14 protein-coding genes and 1 riboswitch are annotated in these 16,484 nt (G+C 66.8%); of the genes, 9 read left to right on the top strand and 5 right to left on the bottom strand.

Translation table 11 applies throughout. The features are described 5' to 3' along the window. Positions 1-96: 96 nt before the first annotated feature. Positions 97-804, bottom strand: a complete 708-nt coding sequence (gene pdeM / locus CVUC_RS16385) for a ligase-associated DNA damage response endonuclease PdeM (RefSeq protein ID WP_096033465.1) — start codon at positions 802-804, stop codon at positions 97-99. Continuing rightward, positions 801-3,380 (bottom strand): ligase-associated DNA damage response DEXH box helicase, encoded by a 2,580-nt coding sequence (locus CVUC_RS16380; RefSeq protein ID WP_096033464.1) that lies wholly within the window; start codon positions 3,378-3,380, stop codon positions 801-803. The genes pdeM and CVUC_RS16380 overlap by 4 nt, the downstream gene beginning before the upstream one ends. A 142-nt stretch (positions 3,381-3,522) precedes the next feature. Between CVUC_RS16380 and CVUC_RS16375 the strand changes: the two genes are divergently transcribed. From CVUC_RS16375 to CVUC_RS16360, 5 genes are all read left to right on the top strand, one after another. Further along, complete coding sequence (locus tag CVUC_RS16375) at positions 3,523-4,491, top strand: tetratricopeptide repeat protein (protein ID WP_164468136.1); 969 nt, start codon at positions 3,523-3,525, stop codon at positions 4,489-4,491. Then, a complete protein-coding gene (locus tag CVUC_RS20545; protein ID WP_233279817.1) occupies positions 4,469-5,134 on the top strand; it encodes a hypothetical protein in 666 nt (221 codons plus the stop codon). Before CVUC_RS16375 ends, CVUC_RS20545 begins: the two co-directional genes overlap by 23 nt. Before the next feature lie 130 nt (positions 5,135-5,264). Continuing rightward, complete coding sequence (locus CVUC_RS20710; RefSeq protein ID WP_336385819.1) at positions 5,265-7,370, top strand: ATP-dependent DNA helicase; 2,106 nt, start codon at positions 5,265-5,267, stop codon at positions 7,368-7,370. Positions 7,371-7,452: 82 nt separating this feature from the next. Beyond that, on the top strand, positions 7,453-8,049 hold the full coding sequence (locus CVUC_RS16365) for an SRPBCC family protein (protein ID WP_010919903.1): 597 nt from the start codon (positions 7,453-7,455) through the stop codon (positions 8,047-8,049). 114 nt (positions 8,050-8,163) lie between these two features. After that, positions 8,164-8,961: a hypothetical protein gene (locus CVUC_RS16360; protein ID WP_096033461.1), complete on the top strand. Its 798-nt coding sequence runs from the start codon at positions 8,164-8,166 to the stop codon at positions 8,959-8,961. A 126-nt stretch (positions 8,962-9,087) separates the two neighbouring features. On the opposite strand, the gene CVUC_RS16355 is transcribed toward CVUC_RS16360, so the two are convergent. Continuing rightward, positions 9,088-10,719 carry a pectate lyase gene (locus tag CVUC_RS16355; RefSeq protein ID WP_096033460.1) on the bottom strand — a complete coding sequence of 544 codons (1,632 nt, stop codon included), beginning with the start codon at positions 10,717-10,719 and terminating at the stop codon, positions 9,088-9,090. 453 nt (positions 10,720-11,172) lie between these two features. Between CVUC_RS16355 and CVUC_RS16350 the strand changes: the two genes are divergently transcribed. Next, positions 11,173-11,355, top strand: a complete 183-nt coding sequence (locus tag CVUC_RS16350) for a hypothetical protein (RefSeq protein WP_012640390.1) — start codon at positions 11,173-11,175, stop codon at positions 11,353-11,355. 113 nt (positions 11,356-11,468) lie between these two features. Here the strand turns inward: CVUC_RS16350 and CVUC_RS16345 are convergent, their stop codons facing one another. Both CVUC_RS16345 and CVUC_RS16340 read right to left on the bottom strand, forming a co-directional pair. After that, positions 11,469-12,137: an aspartate/glutamate racemase family protein gene (locus tag CVUC_RS16345; protein ID WP_101685850.1), complete on the bottom strand. Its 669-nt coding sequence runs from the start codon at positions 12,135-12,137 to the stop codon at positions 11,469-11,471. Between the two features lie 11 nt (positions 12,138-12,148). Further along, positions 12,149-13,150 carry a D-cysteine desulfhydrase gene (locus CVUC_RS16340; RefSeq protein ID WP_096033458.1) on the bottom strand — a complete coding sequence of 334 codons (1,002 nt, stop codon included), beginning with the start codon at positions 13,148-13,150 and terminating at the stop codon, positions 12,149-12,151. A 223-nt stretch (positions 13,151-13,373) separates the two neighbouring features. On the opposite strand from CVUC_RS16340, the gene CVUC_RS16335 reads away from it, so the two are divergent. From CVUC_RS16335 to thiC, 3 genes are all read left to right on the top strand, one after another. Then, positions 13,374-13,928 carry a tetratricopeptide repeat protein gene (locus CVUC_RS16335; RefSeq protein ID WP_010919897.1) on the top strand — a complete coding sequence of 185 codons (555 nt, stop codon included), beginning with the start codon at positions 13,374-13,376 and terminating at the stop codon, positions 13,926-13,928. A gap of 11 nt (positions 13,929-13,939) precedes the next feature. Further along, positions 13,940-14,368 carry a hypothetical protein gene (locus CVUC_RS16330; RefSeq protein WP_096033457.1) on the top strand — a complete coding sequence of 143 codons (429 nt, stop codon included), beginning with the start codon at positions 13,940-13,942 and terminating at the stop codon, positions 14,366-14,368. 53 nt (positions 14,369-14,421) lie between these two features. Further along, positions 14,422-14,527, top strand: a riboswitch (TPP riboswitch). Between the two features lie 73 nt (positions 14,528-14,600). Then, a complete protein-coding gene (gene thiC / locus CVUC_RS16325) occupies positions 14,601-16,439 on the top strand; it encodes a phosphomethylpyrimidine synthase ThiC (RefSeq protein WP_096033456.1) in 1,839 nt (612 codons plus the stop codon). The last annotated feature ends 45 nt before the right edge of the window (positions 16,440-16,484 follow it).

Raw genomic sequence — 16,484 nt, 5'->3', positions numbered from 1 at the left:
TAGATGGAATCCTCTAAACCGGATAAACAGGCTCTAATTCATAGACTTAGAGCGCGTTCGAGCGGTTTAACCGCTCATACTTAAACCTAACGCGGTCTAGTCCGGTCGCAGGGATTTGAGGCCCACCGCGTGGACCCGCTGGGGGCCCAGCGCTCCCGCCAGGACCGGGCCGTCGAACAGACCGGAAAAGGCTTCGTCGAGAATATTCAGGCCGCCCGCATAGGCGCCAAAGGCGGGCAGAACCAGACGCGCCCCGTCGGTGACGAAGCAGCGGCGGCGGACCGTGGCGCGTCCGCTGGACACCTTGGCTGCGGGGTGAAGGTGCCCCGCCACCTCGCCGGGTTGCGCGCCGGGCAAGGGCTCATGCCGAAGCGTGAGACCCGCGAGGCTGGCCTCGTCGATCACGTCACCCGGCAAGGCTCTTGGGCCATCGGCGTCATGGTTGCCCACCGCCCAGACCAGTTCTCGTCCCGAAGCCAGACCTTCCAACCGACGGTAGTCGTCGTTGGCCAGCCGGGCCTCGCCGGCGGCGTCGTGAAAGCTGTCGCCCAGAAAGATCAGTCGCTGAGGGGCCAACTGGGTGATCTCGCGATCGAGCCGATCCAGGGTTTCACGCGTGTCATAGGGCGGCAGCATCTGACCAAAGCGCGCGGCGTAGCTGCTGCCCTTCTCGAAGTGCAGGTCGGCCACGATCAGCGTGCGCTCGCGCTCCAGCCACAGTGCGCCGGACCACCTCAGCATCACCTCGACATTGGCGAGCGCAACGCGAAGGCCGCCGCAGGGTGAGGATTGGAAACGCGTCACGGCCGCGCCTCGGCGATCAGGTCGGCTTCAGCCTCGGCCAGGATCATCTCACCGGCGGCGTCGCCGGGCGCGCGCTCGCGGCCGATTTCCAGCATCATCGGGACGGCGAAGGGCGAGACCCGATCCAGCGCCACGTGCCGGATGCGCCCCCTGACGCGGGTCAGCATGTCGCCCAGGCGCGCGATGTCCAGCAGGCCGGTGGCCGCGTCGAGCCGCGCGCAGCGGAGCATCAGGTGGTCGGGTTGGTGTTTGCGCAGCACGTCGTAGATCAGGTCCGTCGAGAAGGTCACCTGCCGGCCGGACTTCTCGGCGCCAGGGTGGCGGCGCTCGATCAGACCCGCGATCAGGGCGCAGTGCTTGAACGAGCGCTTCATCATGAAGCTCTCGTCCAGCCAAGCCTCAAGGTCGTCGCCCAGCATGTCCTGGGCGAACAGCTCGTCGATATCGAGGTTGTCCATAGGGCGCAGCGACCACAGGTTCAGCGCGTAGTCGTTGCAGACAAAGCCCAGCGGGCCGACGCCCAGACGGTCCAGGCGGCGGGTCAGCAGCATGGCCAGGGTGGTGTGGGCAAGGCGCCCGTCGAACGGATAGCAGACCATGTGGAACCGCTTCCCGCGCGGGAAGGTCTCCAGCAGCATCTCGCCCTCCGCTGGCAGGGCCGAACGGATCTTCTGCCAGGACAGCCACTCCTGCACGTCGCCGGGCAGGGCGCTCCACTCGCGCTCGTCATGCATCATCTGGCGCACGCGACCGGCCAGATAGGTCGATAGCGGGAACTTCGAGCCGCCCCAGCTGGGCATCTTAGGATCATCGTTGGGCGCGGGCGAGACATAGGCGTCGGCCCCGACCAGGCTGTTGTAGCGCCAGACCTGGCCGGCGAAGACGAAGGTGTCTCCGGGCGTCAGCTGTTCGAAATAGCCTTCCTCGGCCTCGCCGATCTTGCGGCCACCGACGGGTTTGCGGCCGCCGCCGATGCGGATGTTGATCATGGCGGGGGAGATGATCGCGCCCACGTTCATCCGTTGCTGTTGGCGGGCCTGGGCGTTGCGCGCCGTCCAGAGCCCTTCGGCGGTCGGCACGATCCGCCGGAACTTGTCGTAGGCGCGAAGCGCGTAGCCGCCGGTCGAGACGAAGTCGACCACGGCCTCGAAATCCTCCCAGGTCAGGCCGGCGTAAGGCCCCGCCGAGCGGACCTCGTCATAGAGATCGGTCAGCTTGAACGGCTCGGAGCAGGCGCAGCCCATGATGTGCTGGGCCAGGACGTCCAGCGCGCCGATACGCGGCGGCTCGCCGTCGAGGTGGTTTTCCAGGATGGCGTCGGCGGCGGCGCGGCACTCCAGCATCTCGAAGCGGCTTGCGGGCACGAACAGGGCGCGGCTCGGTTCGTCCAGGCGGTGATTGGCGCGGCCGATGCGCTGGACCATCCGCGAGGCGCCCTTGGGCGCGGCCAGTTGGATGACGAGATCAACGTCGCCCCAGTCGATGCCCATGTCGAGCGTCGAGGTGCAGACCACCGCGCGCAGGTCGCCACGCGCCATCGCCGCCTCGACCTTGCGCCGCTGCTCGGCCGACAGGCTGCCATGGTGCAGAGCGATCGGCAGGCCCTCGTCGTTCAGCTCCCACAGTCGCTGGAAGGCGAACTCGGCCTGGAAGCGGGTGTTGACGAACACCAGCGCCGTCTTGGCCGCTTTGATGATGTCGTAGACCTCGGCCATCGCGTGTTCGGCCGTGTGACCGGCCCACGGCACGCGGCCGCCGGACACGAGGACCTCGACGACCGGCTGCGCGCCGCCGGCGCCCAGGACGAGGTCGATGTCGGGTTCGCATATCCTCCCCCGCGCGCGGGGGAGGTGGCCCGGAGGGCCGGAGGGGGCGAGCTGGAGGTCGGCCGTGCTGGCCCCCTCCGTCGGCTCCGCCGACACCTCCCCCGCGCGCGGGGGAGGATTTTCCACCCGGTTCACGCCCAGCCACTTTCGCACCAGATCCGGGTCATCGACCGTCGCCGACAGCCCGACCCGACGCATGTTGGGCGCGAACTGCTGCAGGCGTGACAGACCCAGCGCCAGGAGGTCGCCGCGCTTGCTGGGCCAGATCGCATGGGCCTCATCGATGATGACGCAGCGCAGGTCGGAAAAGTACTCGCGCGCGCCCTCCCAGGCGCAGAAAAGCGCCAGTTGCTCGGGCGTGGTCAGCAGAATGTCGGGCGGGCGGACCTTCTGGCGGGCCTTGCGGCTCTCGCCGGTGTCACCGGTGCGGCTTTCGGCGACGATCGGCAGGCCCATCTCGCGAATGGGGGTGAGCAGGTTGCGCTCGACGTCCACTGCCAGCGCCTTCAGCGGCGAGATATAGAGGGTGTGGACGCCGGCCGGAGTGTTGCGCGGGGGACGCTCGGCCAGTTCGATCAGGCTGGGCAGGAAGCCCGCCAGGGTCTTGCCGCCGCCGGTCGGGGCGATCAGCAAGGCCCCGCGACCGGCCCGCGCCTTTTCCAGCATCGCCAGTTGATGGTCGCGCGGGGTCCACCCGCGTTTGGCGAACCAGGCCTGGAACTGAGGAGGAAGGGCGTTCGCCGCGAGCATTGCTGGCGATATAGCATGTTCCCTTTCTGTTTCACCCTGCTTTTGCGCGCGCCCCGCGCGAGTTCGGTTGCATCGGCCATAGCTTGCGGTTGTCTGGCTTGACGCTGGGGGCGCTGTCGTGACGCTTCAGCGGTATGAGGCATTGATGCGTTTGGGTTGGTTGATCGCGCTGATCGTCGCGGGCCTTTGGCCCGATGACTCGGCGCGCGCCCAGGACTGGCGCTCCCAGACCGACTGCGCTGCCGTCGAGCGGGCGGCGGAGGGCGGCGACGCGTCCTTCTATGTCGATCTGGCGATCTGTCACATTCGGGGCGAGGGGCGCGAGCCGGATGTCGCTAAGGGGCTGGTCTGGCTTCGAAAGGCTGTGGCGCTCGGCGATACCGACGCGATGGTCGAGCTCGGGAATCTCTACCTCTTCGGCGCGGAAGGGCTGGCGGTTGACGCCCCTGGCGCCGTGAAGCTCTACGCGCGGGCGGCGCGTCTGGGCGATCCGAACGCCATGTTCAACATGGCTGTGATGCACCGGGGCGGATACGGATTGCCCGAGAACCCGCGTCTGGCCCGCGCCTGGTATCTGCGGTCGGGTGAGGCCGGATCGGCCGCTGGCGCGTTCGGCGCAGGCGTCGCCCTGATGGAAGGGTATGGCGGGCGCTCGGACGCCAGACGGGGCGTTCTTTGGCTGCGCCGCGCCATCGAGATGGGCTCGGCCGAGGCCATGAACGAACTAGGTCGACTTCACGCCGAGGGGATGGGTGTGTCCTCGGACTCCGACAAGGCGCTCTACTTCTACCGCGCCGCGGCGCGGAACGAGCTGCCGGACGCGATGTATCGATTGGGCGCGGCCCACTACAATGGGCAGCTGACGGACAGAAACTATGTGGTGGCGATGCGCTGGTTCCAGTTGGCGGCGGATCGGGGCGACTACGACGCCTGGTTTGCCCTGGGCGTGATGTGCGAGACGGGTCGCGGCGTGAAGTCTGATCGGGAGCTGGCGCTTCAAATGTATCGACGAGCGGCCGACAGCGACGAGCCCGCCGTCCGCGAGAAGGCGCAAAGAGCGATCGACCGGCTGCTCGGCTTGGCCGAGGATGACGAGGACCCGGTGGGTTAGGCCGTGCTGCGCCCGTTCCCATTCTGTTTCGAGCCGGCTTCTGATAACCAACGCGGGTGACTGCTTCGCCGCCGACTCTGGACCTGGCTCCGGCCCTGGTCGTCCTGCCCGGACCGCGCGCCGGCCTGGCCGATGGCGGCGCGGCCCGCATGCTCCGCGCGCCGGACGCCCGCGATCTCTTCGAGCATGGGCCGGTGCTGGTGGCCCATGCGGCCATGACCGCCCGTCGCCTGAACCTGTCGCCGCCACCGCGCTCGCCGCGCCTGTTCGACGTGCTGGAGTTGCACGCCTTTGTGCGTCCGGCGGCGTTCTGCGCCCCCTCGGCGGTGGGCCTGGCGACGGCGCTGAGCCTGCGCGAACCGCACGGCGCGGCCGAGCAGGCCCAGACCCTGCGCGAGGCCGCCGACGCCCTGCTTCGAGAGCTGGCGCTGACGCCGGTCCCGTCCCGCGAAGAGGCTCTGGCGATCGCCGAGACCCTGGCCAAGGCCGGCTGGTCGTGGGGACCGGCGGTGATCGGCGCGCTGCGCTCGGTTCCCGTCGGCAACCAGTTCCGAGGTTCGGGCCTCGATGTCTGGGCGCGGCTTGTGGAGTGGGAAGACCAGGCGCCGCCCGGCGAAGCGGGGTCGCGCCCGATCGACCCTGAGCGCGCCGGCGAGCGTCTGACCGAACTGCTTCAGCGATCGGGCCTTGAAGAGGTGCGCGAAGCCCAGGCGACCTTCGCCAAGGAAGCCACCTTCGCCTTCCAGCCGCGTGAGCGGGAGGGCGAGCCGCGCATGATGCTGGCCGAGGCGGGCACGGGCGTCGGCAAGACGCTCGGCTATCTGGCGCCGGCGTCGCTGTGGGCCGAAGCCAACGGCCCGTCGGTCTGGGTCAGCACCTATACCCGCGCCCTGCAGCGGCAGATCGAGCGCGAGAGCCGGTCGATCTATCCCGATCCCAAGGAGCGGGCCCGCAAGGCGGTCGTGCGAAAAGGCCGCGAGAACTATCTGTGCCTGTTGAACTTTCAGGAGCAGATCAATGGCGCGCAGCTGGGTAACGGGGACCTGATCGGTCTGGCCCTGACCGTGCGCTGGGCCCGCGCCACGCGCGATGGCGACATGACCGGCGGCGACTTTCCCGCCTGGCTGCCGACCCTGGCGGCCGTGCCGCCCTCGGTTCAGGCCAGTCCCGCCAATCTCGTCGACCGGCGGGGCGAGTGTATCCACGCGGGTTGTCAGCACTATCGCATCTGCTTCATCGAGAAGGCGGTGCGGGCGTCCAAGCGCGCCGACCTCGTCATCGCCAACCACGCGCTGGTCCTGACCCAGGCGGCCTTCGACGGCGCGCGCACGGCGCGGGGGCTGAAGGGCGACAACGAGACCACCAGCCTTAAGCGCATTGTCTTCGACGAGGGCCACCACCTGTTCGAGGCCGCCGACAGCGCCTTCTCGGCCGCCCTGTCGGGCGCGGAGGCGGCGGAGCTGCGGCGCTGGATCCGGGGACCCGAAGGGCGTGGTCGCCGTGGGCGCGGCCTTGAAGCACGGCTGCTGGACATTCTGGGTGACCGCGAAGGCGCGCGCGGCGCGATGAGCCAAGCTATTCAGGCCGCCGCCGCGCTGCCCGGTGAGGGCTGGTCAGGCCGGGTCGCGCCGCCCGATGGGCAGATCAATCCGATCGGTCCGATCGAGAACTTCCTGGTGGCGGTGATCGAGCAGCTGCGGGCTCGCAGCGGTGACCGGGGTGGCGCCGATCTTGGCCTGCAATGCGACGCGCGGCCGGCGACCGATCTGGTCCGCGAGCGCGCGCCAGAGGCCGCCAAGGCGCTGGCCGCCATCGAAGCCCCGCTGCTGGCCCTGGCCCGGGCGCTGGAAGACGTTCTCGACGAGGACGCCGAGCACCTGGGCGCCTCAGAGCGGGCGCGGATCGAGGGCGCGTTGCGCGGCCTGGACCGCCGCGCGCGCATGACCCTCCCGGCCTGGCGCTCGATCCTCAAAGCCATCGAGGACGACGACGTCGAGCCGAGCGACAGCGATCCGGACTTCGTCGACTGGTTCGAGGCGACCTTCCTCTATGGCCGTGTGGTGGACGCGGCCTGTCGCCGGCATTGGGTGGACCCGACCGAACCGCTGCGCGCGGCGGTGCTGTCGCCGGCGCATGGGGTGCTGGTGACCAGCGCCACTCTGGTCGATCCCGCGCTGGAGGACCCGTTCGCCTTGGCCGAGATGCGCACGGGCGCGGCGCGCCTGCCCACCGCGCCCAAGGTGCTGCGCCTCGTTTCGCCGTTCGACTACGAGAACAACGCCAAGGCCTTCGTCGTCACCGATGTGAACAAGGAAGATCCGCGCCAGGTCTCGGCGGCCATGCGCGAGCTGTTCCTGGCGGCCGGGGGCGGGGGGCTTGGTCTCTTCACCGCCATTCGTCGGCTCAAGGCCGTGCATGAGCGCATCGCCGCGCCGTTGGCCGATCAGGGGCTGGCGCTCTACGCCCAGCACGTCGACCCACTGGAGGTCGGGGCTTTGGTGGACATCTTCCGGGCCGAGGAGGACGCCTGCCTGCTGGGCACCGACGCGATCCGCGACGGCGTGGACGTGCCGGGCCGCTCGCTGCGGCTTCTGGTGTTTGATCGCGTGCCTTGGCCGCGTCCGGACGTCCTGCACAAGGCACGCCGGCTGCGCTTCGGGGGCAAGGGCTACGATGACGCTGTGGCCCGGGCGCGGATCAGTCAGGCCTTCGGGCGGCTGATCCGGCGCGCCGACGACCGGGGTGTTTTCGTGATGCTGGATGCGGCCGCGCCCACGCGGCTGTTCTCGAGCCTTCCCGAGGGCGTCACGTTGGAGCGGGTGAGCTTGGTCGAGGCCATCGAAGCGACCGGCGCCTTCCTGGCCAAGAATGAGGCCTGAGCCCGCGCCGCCCAAACGCCGAACAATGATCGCATGATGCGTCCGGTTCGCCTCTGGAGCCGTAACGACCCCGTCACGAGGAGTGCTGTGTATGCGCGTTCGAAATCCCGTCGCTCTGGCCATCGTGGCGTTTTCACTCTTGGTCGCGGGTCAGGCCTGGTCCTTTGAGCTCTCCGCCAAGGCCAAGGCGGCGCTCGCCAAGGGGGAGGCCTATGCTGAAGTGTTTCCCGACCCCGACGGCATCTCGGGGCATGTGAAGGGGGTGGTGGATATCAATGCGCCGCCTGAGAAGGTCTGGCGCATCATGACCGACTGCGCGGCCGCCAAGGTGATGATCACCACGCTCGCGGTCTGCCGCATCGTCGAAGGCGACATGGCCCGCGGGTGGGACATCCGTGAGCATGTGACCCGACGCAATCTCGTGTTTCCCGGTCTGCGGATCGTCTTCCGGTCCGACTACGAACCCTACAGCCGCATCAAGTTCAAACTGGTCGGCGGCGATCTGAAGGTCGAGCAGGGCGAATGGAAGCTGCAGGCCCTGGATGGCGGCCGACGGACCCGGGTGCTCTACGACAATCGCCTGGCCGTCGACTGGCCTGTCCCAAAGGCGCTGATCCGTGAGGCTCTCCGGAAAGACACGCCCAAGGTGCTGATGAATCTAAAGCGCCTCTGCGAGTAATAAGGCGATGATTCGTCGCGCGACCTAATGTCGCAGCTTGGGATACAGCAGAGATAATCTGTATTTTCGCAGTTTTTGGGATCGAGTTAGCGACGGAATGTTTCGCCACGTTCGTTGAATGCACGGAAGGGCGGCGTCGATCGCCCACGAGCGGAGGCGGGCATGGCCGATTCCCTGTTTTTCTTTCACAATCCCAAGGCTGGCGGAACCTCGGTCGAGGACGCTCTTCGGAGCTTGTTCCCTGACGAGCGGTGTTGTCCCAGGATCGAGAACGACGCGACCGAACACGCCCAGAGGGCGGGGCGCTACGCCGGTTTTCGTGGTTACGATTTCTACGCCGGCCACTATGGCTTCGACATCTATCAGGCCGTGGGTTCAGGCATGGCGGCGGCCACGAATTTTCGCTGGCCGATTGACCGGATCGTATCCGTCTATCGCTACTTCCATCACATGGTCGAATTGTCGGATTCTCGGGTCAGGGATCCGCGCTTCAGGGCGGTTCGCCTCGCCAAGACGCTTTGCATGGATGATTTCGTCACCTGCGACGATCCGGCGGTGCAGCTCCACACCCATGATCACCATTTCCGCCAATTGACGGGATCGGGCTGGTCTATGGCCAACGAGCAGGACCTCTCCGCCGCGAGACGGCTCATCAACCAGATGGTCTGGTTCTATGTCTGCGAACATCCTCACGAGTCCCTGGCTTGGGCGGAGGAGGCCTTTTGCCGCGCGCTTCCTGAGATCCCGAGGCTGAATATCACGCGGACGGGCGGTGCGTCCGAGACGGGGCTCAGCGCACGAGCGTGCCGTCAGCTCATCTTGCAAAACGAGAGGGACATCGTGCTCTACCAGTACGCTCTGGAACGACTGATCGCCCAGGTAACGCACGAGCCCTCACGTCTGGTCGCTTAAGGCAGGCGGCGGTCTGGAGTCCTTCAGATCGAGATGAAACCATCCAAAGTGTTCAAATGGGCTCGGGATAAATGATCCTGAAGCCTGCTCATCTGCTTGGATGGCTTCATCTCAACGCGACCGGCGCTAGCTGGCCGTCACATACTTGATCAGCGCCGCCATGTTCTCGATGTAGGTTCCGGTCGAAATGCCGATTTTCGGCGTATCGGTGATGTAGGGCGAGGTGTCCGTCGCATCCCCCACGCGGGTCTGGCTGAAGTCGCCGGGCGCGGGAGTGGACGACCCGTCGCCGATATAAGGGTTGCTGGTGGCCCGCAGCTCCGTGGGCCACCAGCCCTCGGCGTTCAGCGATGCGATCAGGCTGGCGACCTTGTCCGGCGAGGTCTGGCCGGCGTCGGCTTTCAAGGTGTCGACGTTCAGGTCAGAGACCGAGATGTCGCCGGTGGTGAAGTATTTCGGCAGCGCCTTGCGGCCGCCCTTGAGCGGCGAGTCCTTGCTGGCGACTTCGGGCGACATGGCCTTGAGCTTGGCCAGCCGCTTGCGCAGGCCGTCGACGTTCACCGCGCGGAACGAGGAGTAGTGGATCACCGTCCCGTGCGGGTTCTCGTCGGTGTAGTATTCGCCATTGACGACGTTGCTGCCGCGGCGGTGCACATAGAGCGGCTTGCCCGTGCCAACTTCGATAAAGGTCGGGTAGGGGCGTCCCTTCTGGATTTCCTGCGGCAGTCTGATGCTGTCCAGCCAGTCCAGCGCCTCGCCCAGGCGCGCCAGATACTTCGGATCGCCGGTCAGTTCGTAGAAATCCATGCAAGATGCGATGTTCGCGCCCGTTGTGTGGGACGCGAAGGCTTCGGGTTCGTAGCTCCGGGCTGCGGCGGGCTTCAGCGTGTCGACATGGTGCTGCAGGCCCCAGGCCGGCTGCGGCTGGGGCTGCTGGCAGATCACGAAGCAGTCCATCGCCTTCTTGATGGCGGGCAGGGCGCGCGGATCGCCCAGGGTCTGCCAGATCATGATCAGGAACTTGATGTTCTCCCCGGCCACATCGTCGTTGAAAGTGATGTAGCCCGTATAGTCGGGGCGGCCATGGTTCTGGAATTCGGTCTTCAGCGGGAAGCGCTGGGGCCAGCCGCCGTTCGGATACTGGCTGTCGAGCACGAACTGCAGAGCCTTGTCCAAGGCCGGTTTAAAGCGCTTGTCCTGCTTTTCGACGTAGAGGCGCAGCAGGAACTGCGAGCTCTCGGCCGTGCCCGCGTCATCGAAGGTGGCGTTGCCGTAGTAGTGCTGGAATTCCTCCAGCCGCCAGCCGTTCTTGCCGATCGTGTCGTACCACTTGCGGATTGACGCCTCGCCGGCCAGATCGCCGAGATAGTTCCAGCCGCCGGCGGGATGCTGGATCGCGATCAGGGCCTCAGCGGCCTTGCAGGCGGCGTCATAATAGGCCTCGTCGCCGGTGGCGTGATAGGCGTCCAGGAACACATGGCCCATCGTCGCGGTGCCCGGCGGCTGCACCCAGATCATGGTGGGGTAGGCTTCCATCTCGCCCCAGCGGCGCGAGAGGTCGGGCAGGTAGCTCCACACATAGCCGCCCTTGTAGGCGACCTTGTCGACCATGAAACGCGTCGCCTTCTTCATCGTCTCCAGCGCGGCGTCACGGGTGGGCGCGGCGAAGGCGCGCAGCGGCGTCAGAGCGCCCGCTACAGCGAAGGCGGCCGCCGAGGTGGCCATGAGACGACGGCGGGAGAGCGGGCTGAGGGGCATCCATAAACTCCGAACGGCGCGGAGCTTACATCGATGGATAGGCGAGCGAACCTCCCTGGCCAGCGACGGCTCCGTCATCTTGGAAGTGACGTTGGGTATACTATGCTACCGGTGTCAGGATTTTGACCACCCCCTTTTCGCGAATGCCTAGGCGTCCATCGCCACGCCCGGTTTCGCGCGTCGCTGAGCGCCTGCGACAGGCGGACGCGTTGCCTAGGGGGGCGTGTTCGGCGAGTTTCCCGGCGTTCATTTTTGAGGCGACGGCGCGCTCGGAGCAGCTTGGCCGACGCCGTCCTGTTGGGGAACAGGACGACGCCCCTGGATCGTAAGGGTCCGGGGGCGTTTTCACGCGACTGCGACCGGGTCATCGCCGTTGCGTTGCGGAACAATGATCACTCTGCGTCCAGCGGTCGCATGGCGGCCTGGTGTTCATATCTTGTAAACCTTTGGCCCATGGGGACACGTAACGAGCACCTTGGCGAAGCCGAGCGTCTGGAGCGACAGGCCGAAATCGCTGACAACGCGCATGCTCGCGCCGCCTTGCTGCGCATGGCGCAAGCCTCGCGAGGCGCTGCCGCTCTGCTGGGTCTTTTCGAGGCCGGTAACGATGAGGCGCCGCCAGTCGTTCGCGGCTAGAGCGCGCTAGGTTCGAGTGGACGCGGCCAACCCGCCCGATTGAAATCTAAATATCTGATCTCAAAGCCCTTTCATCTGGTCTGGGAGGCTCTAAACCAGACGGGCTCGATCCGCTAGCCGGCCAGGCAAACCTCGACACAGCGGGCCGCCAGGGCTTGAGTCGCGTCCAGGAACGGCGCTGAGAGATCGTCGCGCGAGAGTACGAGGGGGACCTCGGTGCATCCCGCCACGACGGCCTGCGCGCCCTTGTCGATCAGGCGGCGGGCGAGGGCGGCCATGGTGTCCTGCGACGCTCGTCCAACGTCGCCCCGCTTGATCCGGTAGAGCAGGGCCATGAACTCCACCTGCTCATGATCGTCCAGCGTCACGACCTCCAGCCCCAACGCCGTAAAGCGGTCGCGATAGAGCCCAAGCGCCAGACTGGTGCCCAGCACGCCGACGACACTGGCTCCTTGTGCGCGAGCGGCCAGACCGGCTGTCTCCAGCATATCGATCAGCGGCAGGCCAGAGGCGCGCACATCCTCGGCATAGGCGTGCGCGGTATTGCACGCGATCGCCAGCACCTGGGCGCCGGAGTCCCGAAGGCCCGCCGCCATCGCCGCCAGCACCGGACCGGGGTCTGAGTCTTCGACGTTGCGGTCGGGAACCTTGGGGTTGATGTCCACCAACACCCGCAAATGGTCCTGCTCGCGGGTCACCGGCGTCGCGGCTTGCAGTTTGGCCAGAAAGTCCAGCGTGGCGGCGGGGCCCATGCCCCCCAGGACGCCAAGAACCTTGCTCATCGACGAGACCCCTATCCCAGCGCCGGCTCGAGCACCGTCTGATAGCCGAACAGGCCCTGGGCGCCGCCGGTGTGCAGGAAGACGACCCGCTCGCCCTTGAACGCGCCTTTGCGGGCCTGGTCGATCAGCCCCTTCATCGCCTTGCCCGAATAGACGGGATCGAGCAGCAGACCTTCGGTGCGGGCGGCCAGGGCCAGCGCGTCGATCACGCCTTGGTCCACGAGGCCGTAGCCCTCGCCGACATAGTCGCAGTCGGCGACGACCGCTTCGCGCCTGACTCGGCCACCAGCGCCGATCGTCTCGGCCGTGGCGACGGCAAGGTTATAGACGTTCTCTTCCTGCTTGGGCTTGGGCGCGCGGACGCCGAAGCCCAGGATCGGGATATCGACGGACAGCGCGGCGAAGCCGGCGACCAGGCCGGCGTGCGTACCGGCGCTACCGGTCGCCGTGACCAGGCGATCGATCTTCAAGTCCATCTGGTCGGCCTGGACGACGAGCTCGCGCGCGCAATCGACATAGCCGAGCGCGCCCACCGTATTCGAGCCGCCGCCGGGGATCACGTAGGGCTTACCCCCGCGCTGACGAACGCTCTCCGCAGTGATGTCGAGCTCGGCGACCATGTCCGTGCCGCCCGGCACATAGCGCAGCGACGCGCCCATCAGCTTGTCGAGCAGCACGTTGCCGTTGCCCATATAGTCGCTGGCCTTGGAGCCGGTGCGCTCTTCGAGGATCACCTCGGTCTTGAGGCCAAAGCGCGCGCCGGCAGCGATGGTCTGGCGCACGTGATTGGACTGAACCGCGCCCTGGGTCACCAGGGTGTCGGCGCCCTGGGCCAGGGCCTCGCCGAGGAGGAACTCCAGCTTGCGGGTCTTGTTGCCGCCGCCGGCCAGGCCGGTGCAGTCGTCGCGCTTGACCCACAGGTCGATCCCCAGCTCCGCGCCGAGGCGCGGCATGGGTTCCAGGGGCGTGGGCAGGTGGGCGAAGCGGGCGCGAGGAAAGCGAGCGAGATGCATGGGCGCAGATCCTGAGAGACTCGCCATCTGTTAGCACGGCCTGCGCCGCCGTGTTGGACCGGACGCTCCTCGCCCAGTGCGGGTTTGTGGCGGACCTGCAGTCCGTAGGTCCCGGCCTCGGCTTTGCTTTACGGGGCGCCTGGCGCTTAGCCTCCTGCGCGAGCAGTGCTATGATGAATCCAGAAGATCGGCGCGAGACAGACCCGATCCCAGGGAGGAAGACATGACCCGCATAATTCCCTTTGCCTTGGCCGTTGCCGCATTGGCGACCGCTGGCGCTGCACAAGCTTCCACGATGGTCATCGGCGGCGGGGCCGCGAAGGAATGCTCCGACTCCGCTCTGAAAGGGCGCTCGGACAAGCGCTCGGTGTTGGCCTGCACCAGCGCCTTGGAGTTGGAGAACCTGAACTTTCGTGACCGCGCCCGCACCTATGTGAATCGCGGCGTGCTCCAGATGCGGCAGAAGGATTTCGGCGCGGCGCGCTCCGATTTCGACGCAGCGGGCGCGATCGATCCCAATCTGGGCGAGGTTTTTGTGAACCGAGGCGCGGCCTATGTCGGCGAGGAGCGCTATCGCGAAGGCGTGGAGCAGATCGACAAGGGATTGGCCTTGGGCGTGAAGGAGCCGGAAAAAGCCTGGTTCAATCGCGGTCTGGCCAATGAAGGCCTCGGCGATCTGAAGGCGGCGTTCCGCGACTATTCACGAGCCGCTGAACTCAATCCCGATTGGCCGGCGCCGAAGCTTGAACTCACGCGTTTCTCGGTGAAGCGCCCCTGAATGCGTCTGGCGTGCGCTCTGCGACCCAAGGAGCCAAGTCGGTGAGTCGAGCGGCGTATCTTCTTTCCGCAGGTCTTGCTGCGTTCCTCGGGGGCGGAGCCGCGCATGCGCAAGACCTGCGTGAAATCCAAGCGCGAAACGCCGCCGCCCACGCGCTCGAAGACGCGCGTCGTGATGTTCTGCAAAGTCAGATCGCGGCGTCCAATGCGCGCGAGCGCGCGCAAACCCAGGTCACTCTGCGCGATCTGAACGCCGCGCTGACAATGGGTCCCGTCGTCTTAAAGGATACCGCGCCGCCGCCCGTGACCGGGGACGCAACGCTGAGCGACGCCGAGTTCAACGCTTCCATGGCGCGCCTTGAACGGCTGACCCAGGCGGCCCTCGAGCAGGGCAACGCCCGGATGCGGGCGATCCGGCCGGCTAGCGAGCCCAAGGAGTAGGGCCTGGGGGGCATTGCGCCTTGACCTGTGCGTCAGTGTCCCTAGTGTCCGACGTCTGTTCACCGGGGGGCCGCTCGCGCGGCTGAGATTGGGCTCACGCCCTGACCCGTAGAACCTGATCCGGGTCATGCCGGCGAAGGGAGGGAACGCGGACGACAGCGTTTGTCTCGTCCGTAAGACCGACTCAAGCACGCACGTCCGGGTCTCCTTGGAAGCTTGAGGAGCGCCCGAAATGAATATCCAGAGCACCATCAAGGCCGTGGCCGAGACGATCTCGACCGGTCCGATCCCCGGCTCGCGCAAGGTCTATCAGGCCGGCGAGCTGTTCCCCGAACTGCGCGTGCCGTTCCGCGAGGTGGCCGTCCACCCGTCGGCCAATGAGCCGCCGGTGACGATCTATGATCCGTCGGGCCCGTATAGCGACCCCGCCGTCCAGATCGACATCGAGAAGGGCCTGCCGCGCACCCGCGAGGCGCTGGTCGTGGCGCGCGGCGACGTCGAAGAGGTCGCCGATCCTCGCCAGGTGAAGCCCGAGGACAACGGCTTCGCCCAGGGCAAGCACCTTGCCCCCGAATTCCCGGACACCGGCCGCAAGATCTACCGCGCCAAGCCGGGCAAGCTGGTCACCCAGCTGGAATATGCCCGCGCCGGGATCATCACGGCCGAGATGGAATATGTGGCCATCCGCGAGAACCTGCGCCGCGAGCAGGACCGTCCGTGCGTGCGTGACGGCGAGGACTTCGGCGCCTCGATCCCCGACTTTGTGACGCCCGAGTTCGTGCGCCAGGAAATCGCCCGCGGCCGCGCCATCATCCCGGCCAACATCAACCACGGCGAGCTTGAGCCGATGGCGATCGGCCGTAACTTCCTGGTCAAGATCAACGCCAATATCGGCAACTCTGCCGTGCTCTCCACCGTCGCCGACGAGGTCGACAAGCTGGTCTGGGCCACGCGCTGGGGCGCCGACACGGTCATGGACCTGTCCACGGGGCGCAACATCCACAACATCCGCGACTGGATCATCCGCAACAGCAGCGTGCCGATCGGCACCGTGCCGATCTATCAGGCGCTGGAGAAGGTCAACGGCGTGGCCGAGGACCTGAACTGGGAGGTCTTCCGCGACACCCTGATCGAGCAGTGCGAGCAGGGCGTCGACTACTTCACGATCCACGCCGGCGTGCGCCTGCCGTTCATTCCGATGACCGCCAAGCGCGTCACCGGCATCGTGTCGCGCGGCGGCTCGATCATGGCCAAGTGGTGTCTGGCGCACCACAAGGAGAACTTCCTCTACGAGCGCTTCGACGAGATCTGCGAGATCATGCGCGCCTATGACGTGTCGTTCTCGCTGGGCGATGGTCTGCGTCCCGGCTCGACCGCCGACGCCAATGATGAGGCCCAGTTCTCGGAGCTGCGCACCCTGGGCGAGCTGACCAAGGTGGCCTGGAAGCACGGCGTCCAGGTGATGATCGAAGGGCCGGGCCACGTGGCCATGCACAAGATCAAGGCCAATATGGATGAGCAGCTGAAGCACTGCCACGAGGCCCCGTTCTACACCCTCGGCCCGTTGACCACCGACATCGCGCCTGGCTACGACCACATCACCTCGGCCATCGGGGCGGCGATGATCGGCTGGTTCGGCACGGCGATGCTCTGCTACGTCACGCCCAAGGAGCACCTGGGCCTGCCGGACCGCGACGACGTGAAGACCGGCGTCATCACCTACAAGCTGGCCGCCCACGCCGCTGACCTCGCCAAGGGTCACCCGGGCGCGGCCATGTGGGACGACGCCATCAGCCGCGCGCGCTTCGAGTTCCGCTGGGAGGACCAGTTCAACCTGGGCCTCGACCCGGAAACCGCCCGCAAGTTCCACGACGAGACCCTGCCCAAGGAGGCGCACAAGACCGCGCACTTCTGCTCGATGTGCGGTCCCAAGTTCTGCTCGATGAAGATCAGCCAGGAGGTTCGAGACTTCGCGGCCGGCAAGGCGCCCAACAGCGCCGAACTGGGCATGGCCGAGATGAGCGAGAAGTTCCGCGAGCAGGGCTCGGAGATCTATCTGAAGACCGAGTGACGCTGTTTTCACTGGCGCGACGGGGGAGACGCCTCCACCGTCGCG

It is taken from the genome of Caulobacter vibrioides, from assembly GCF_002858865.1.
Lineage (GTDB): Bacteria > Pseudomonadota > Alphaproteobacteria > Caulobacterales > Caulobacteraceae > Caulobacter > Caulobacter vibrioides.
The sequence above is the reverse complement of the archived record's forward strand: the minus strand, read 5'-3'. Positions and strand labels throughout refer to the sequence as shown.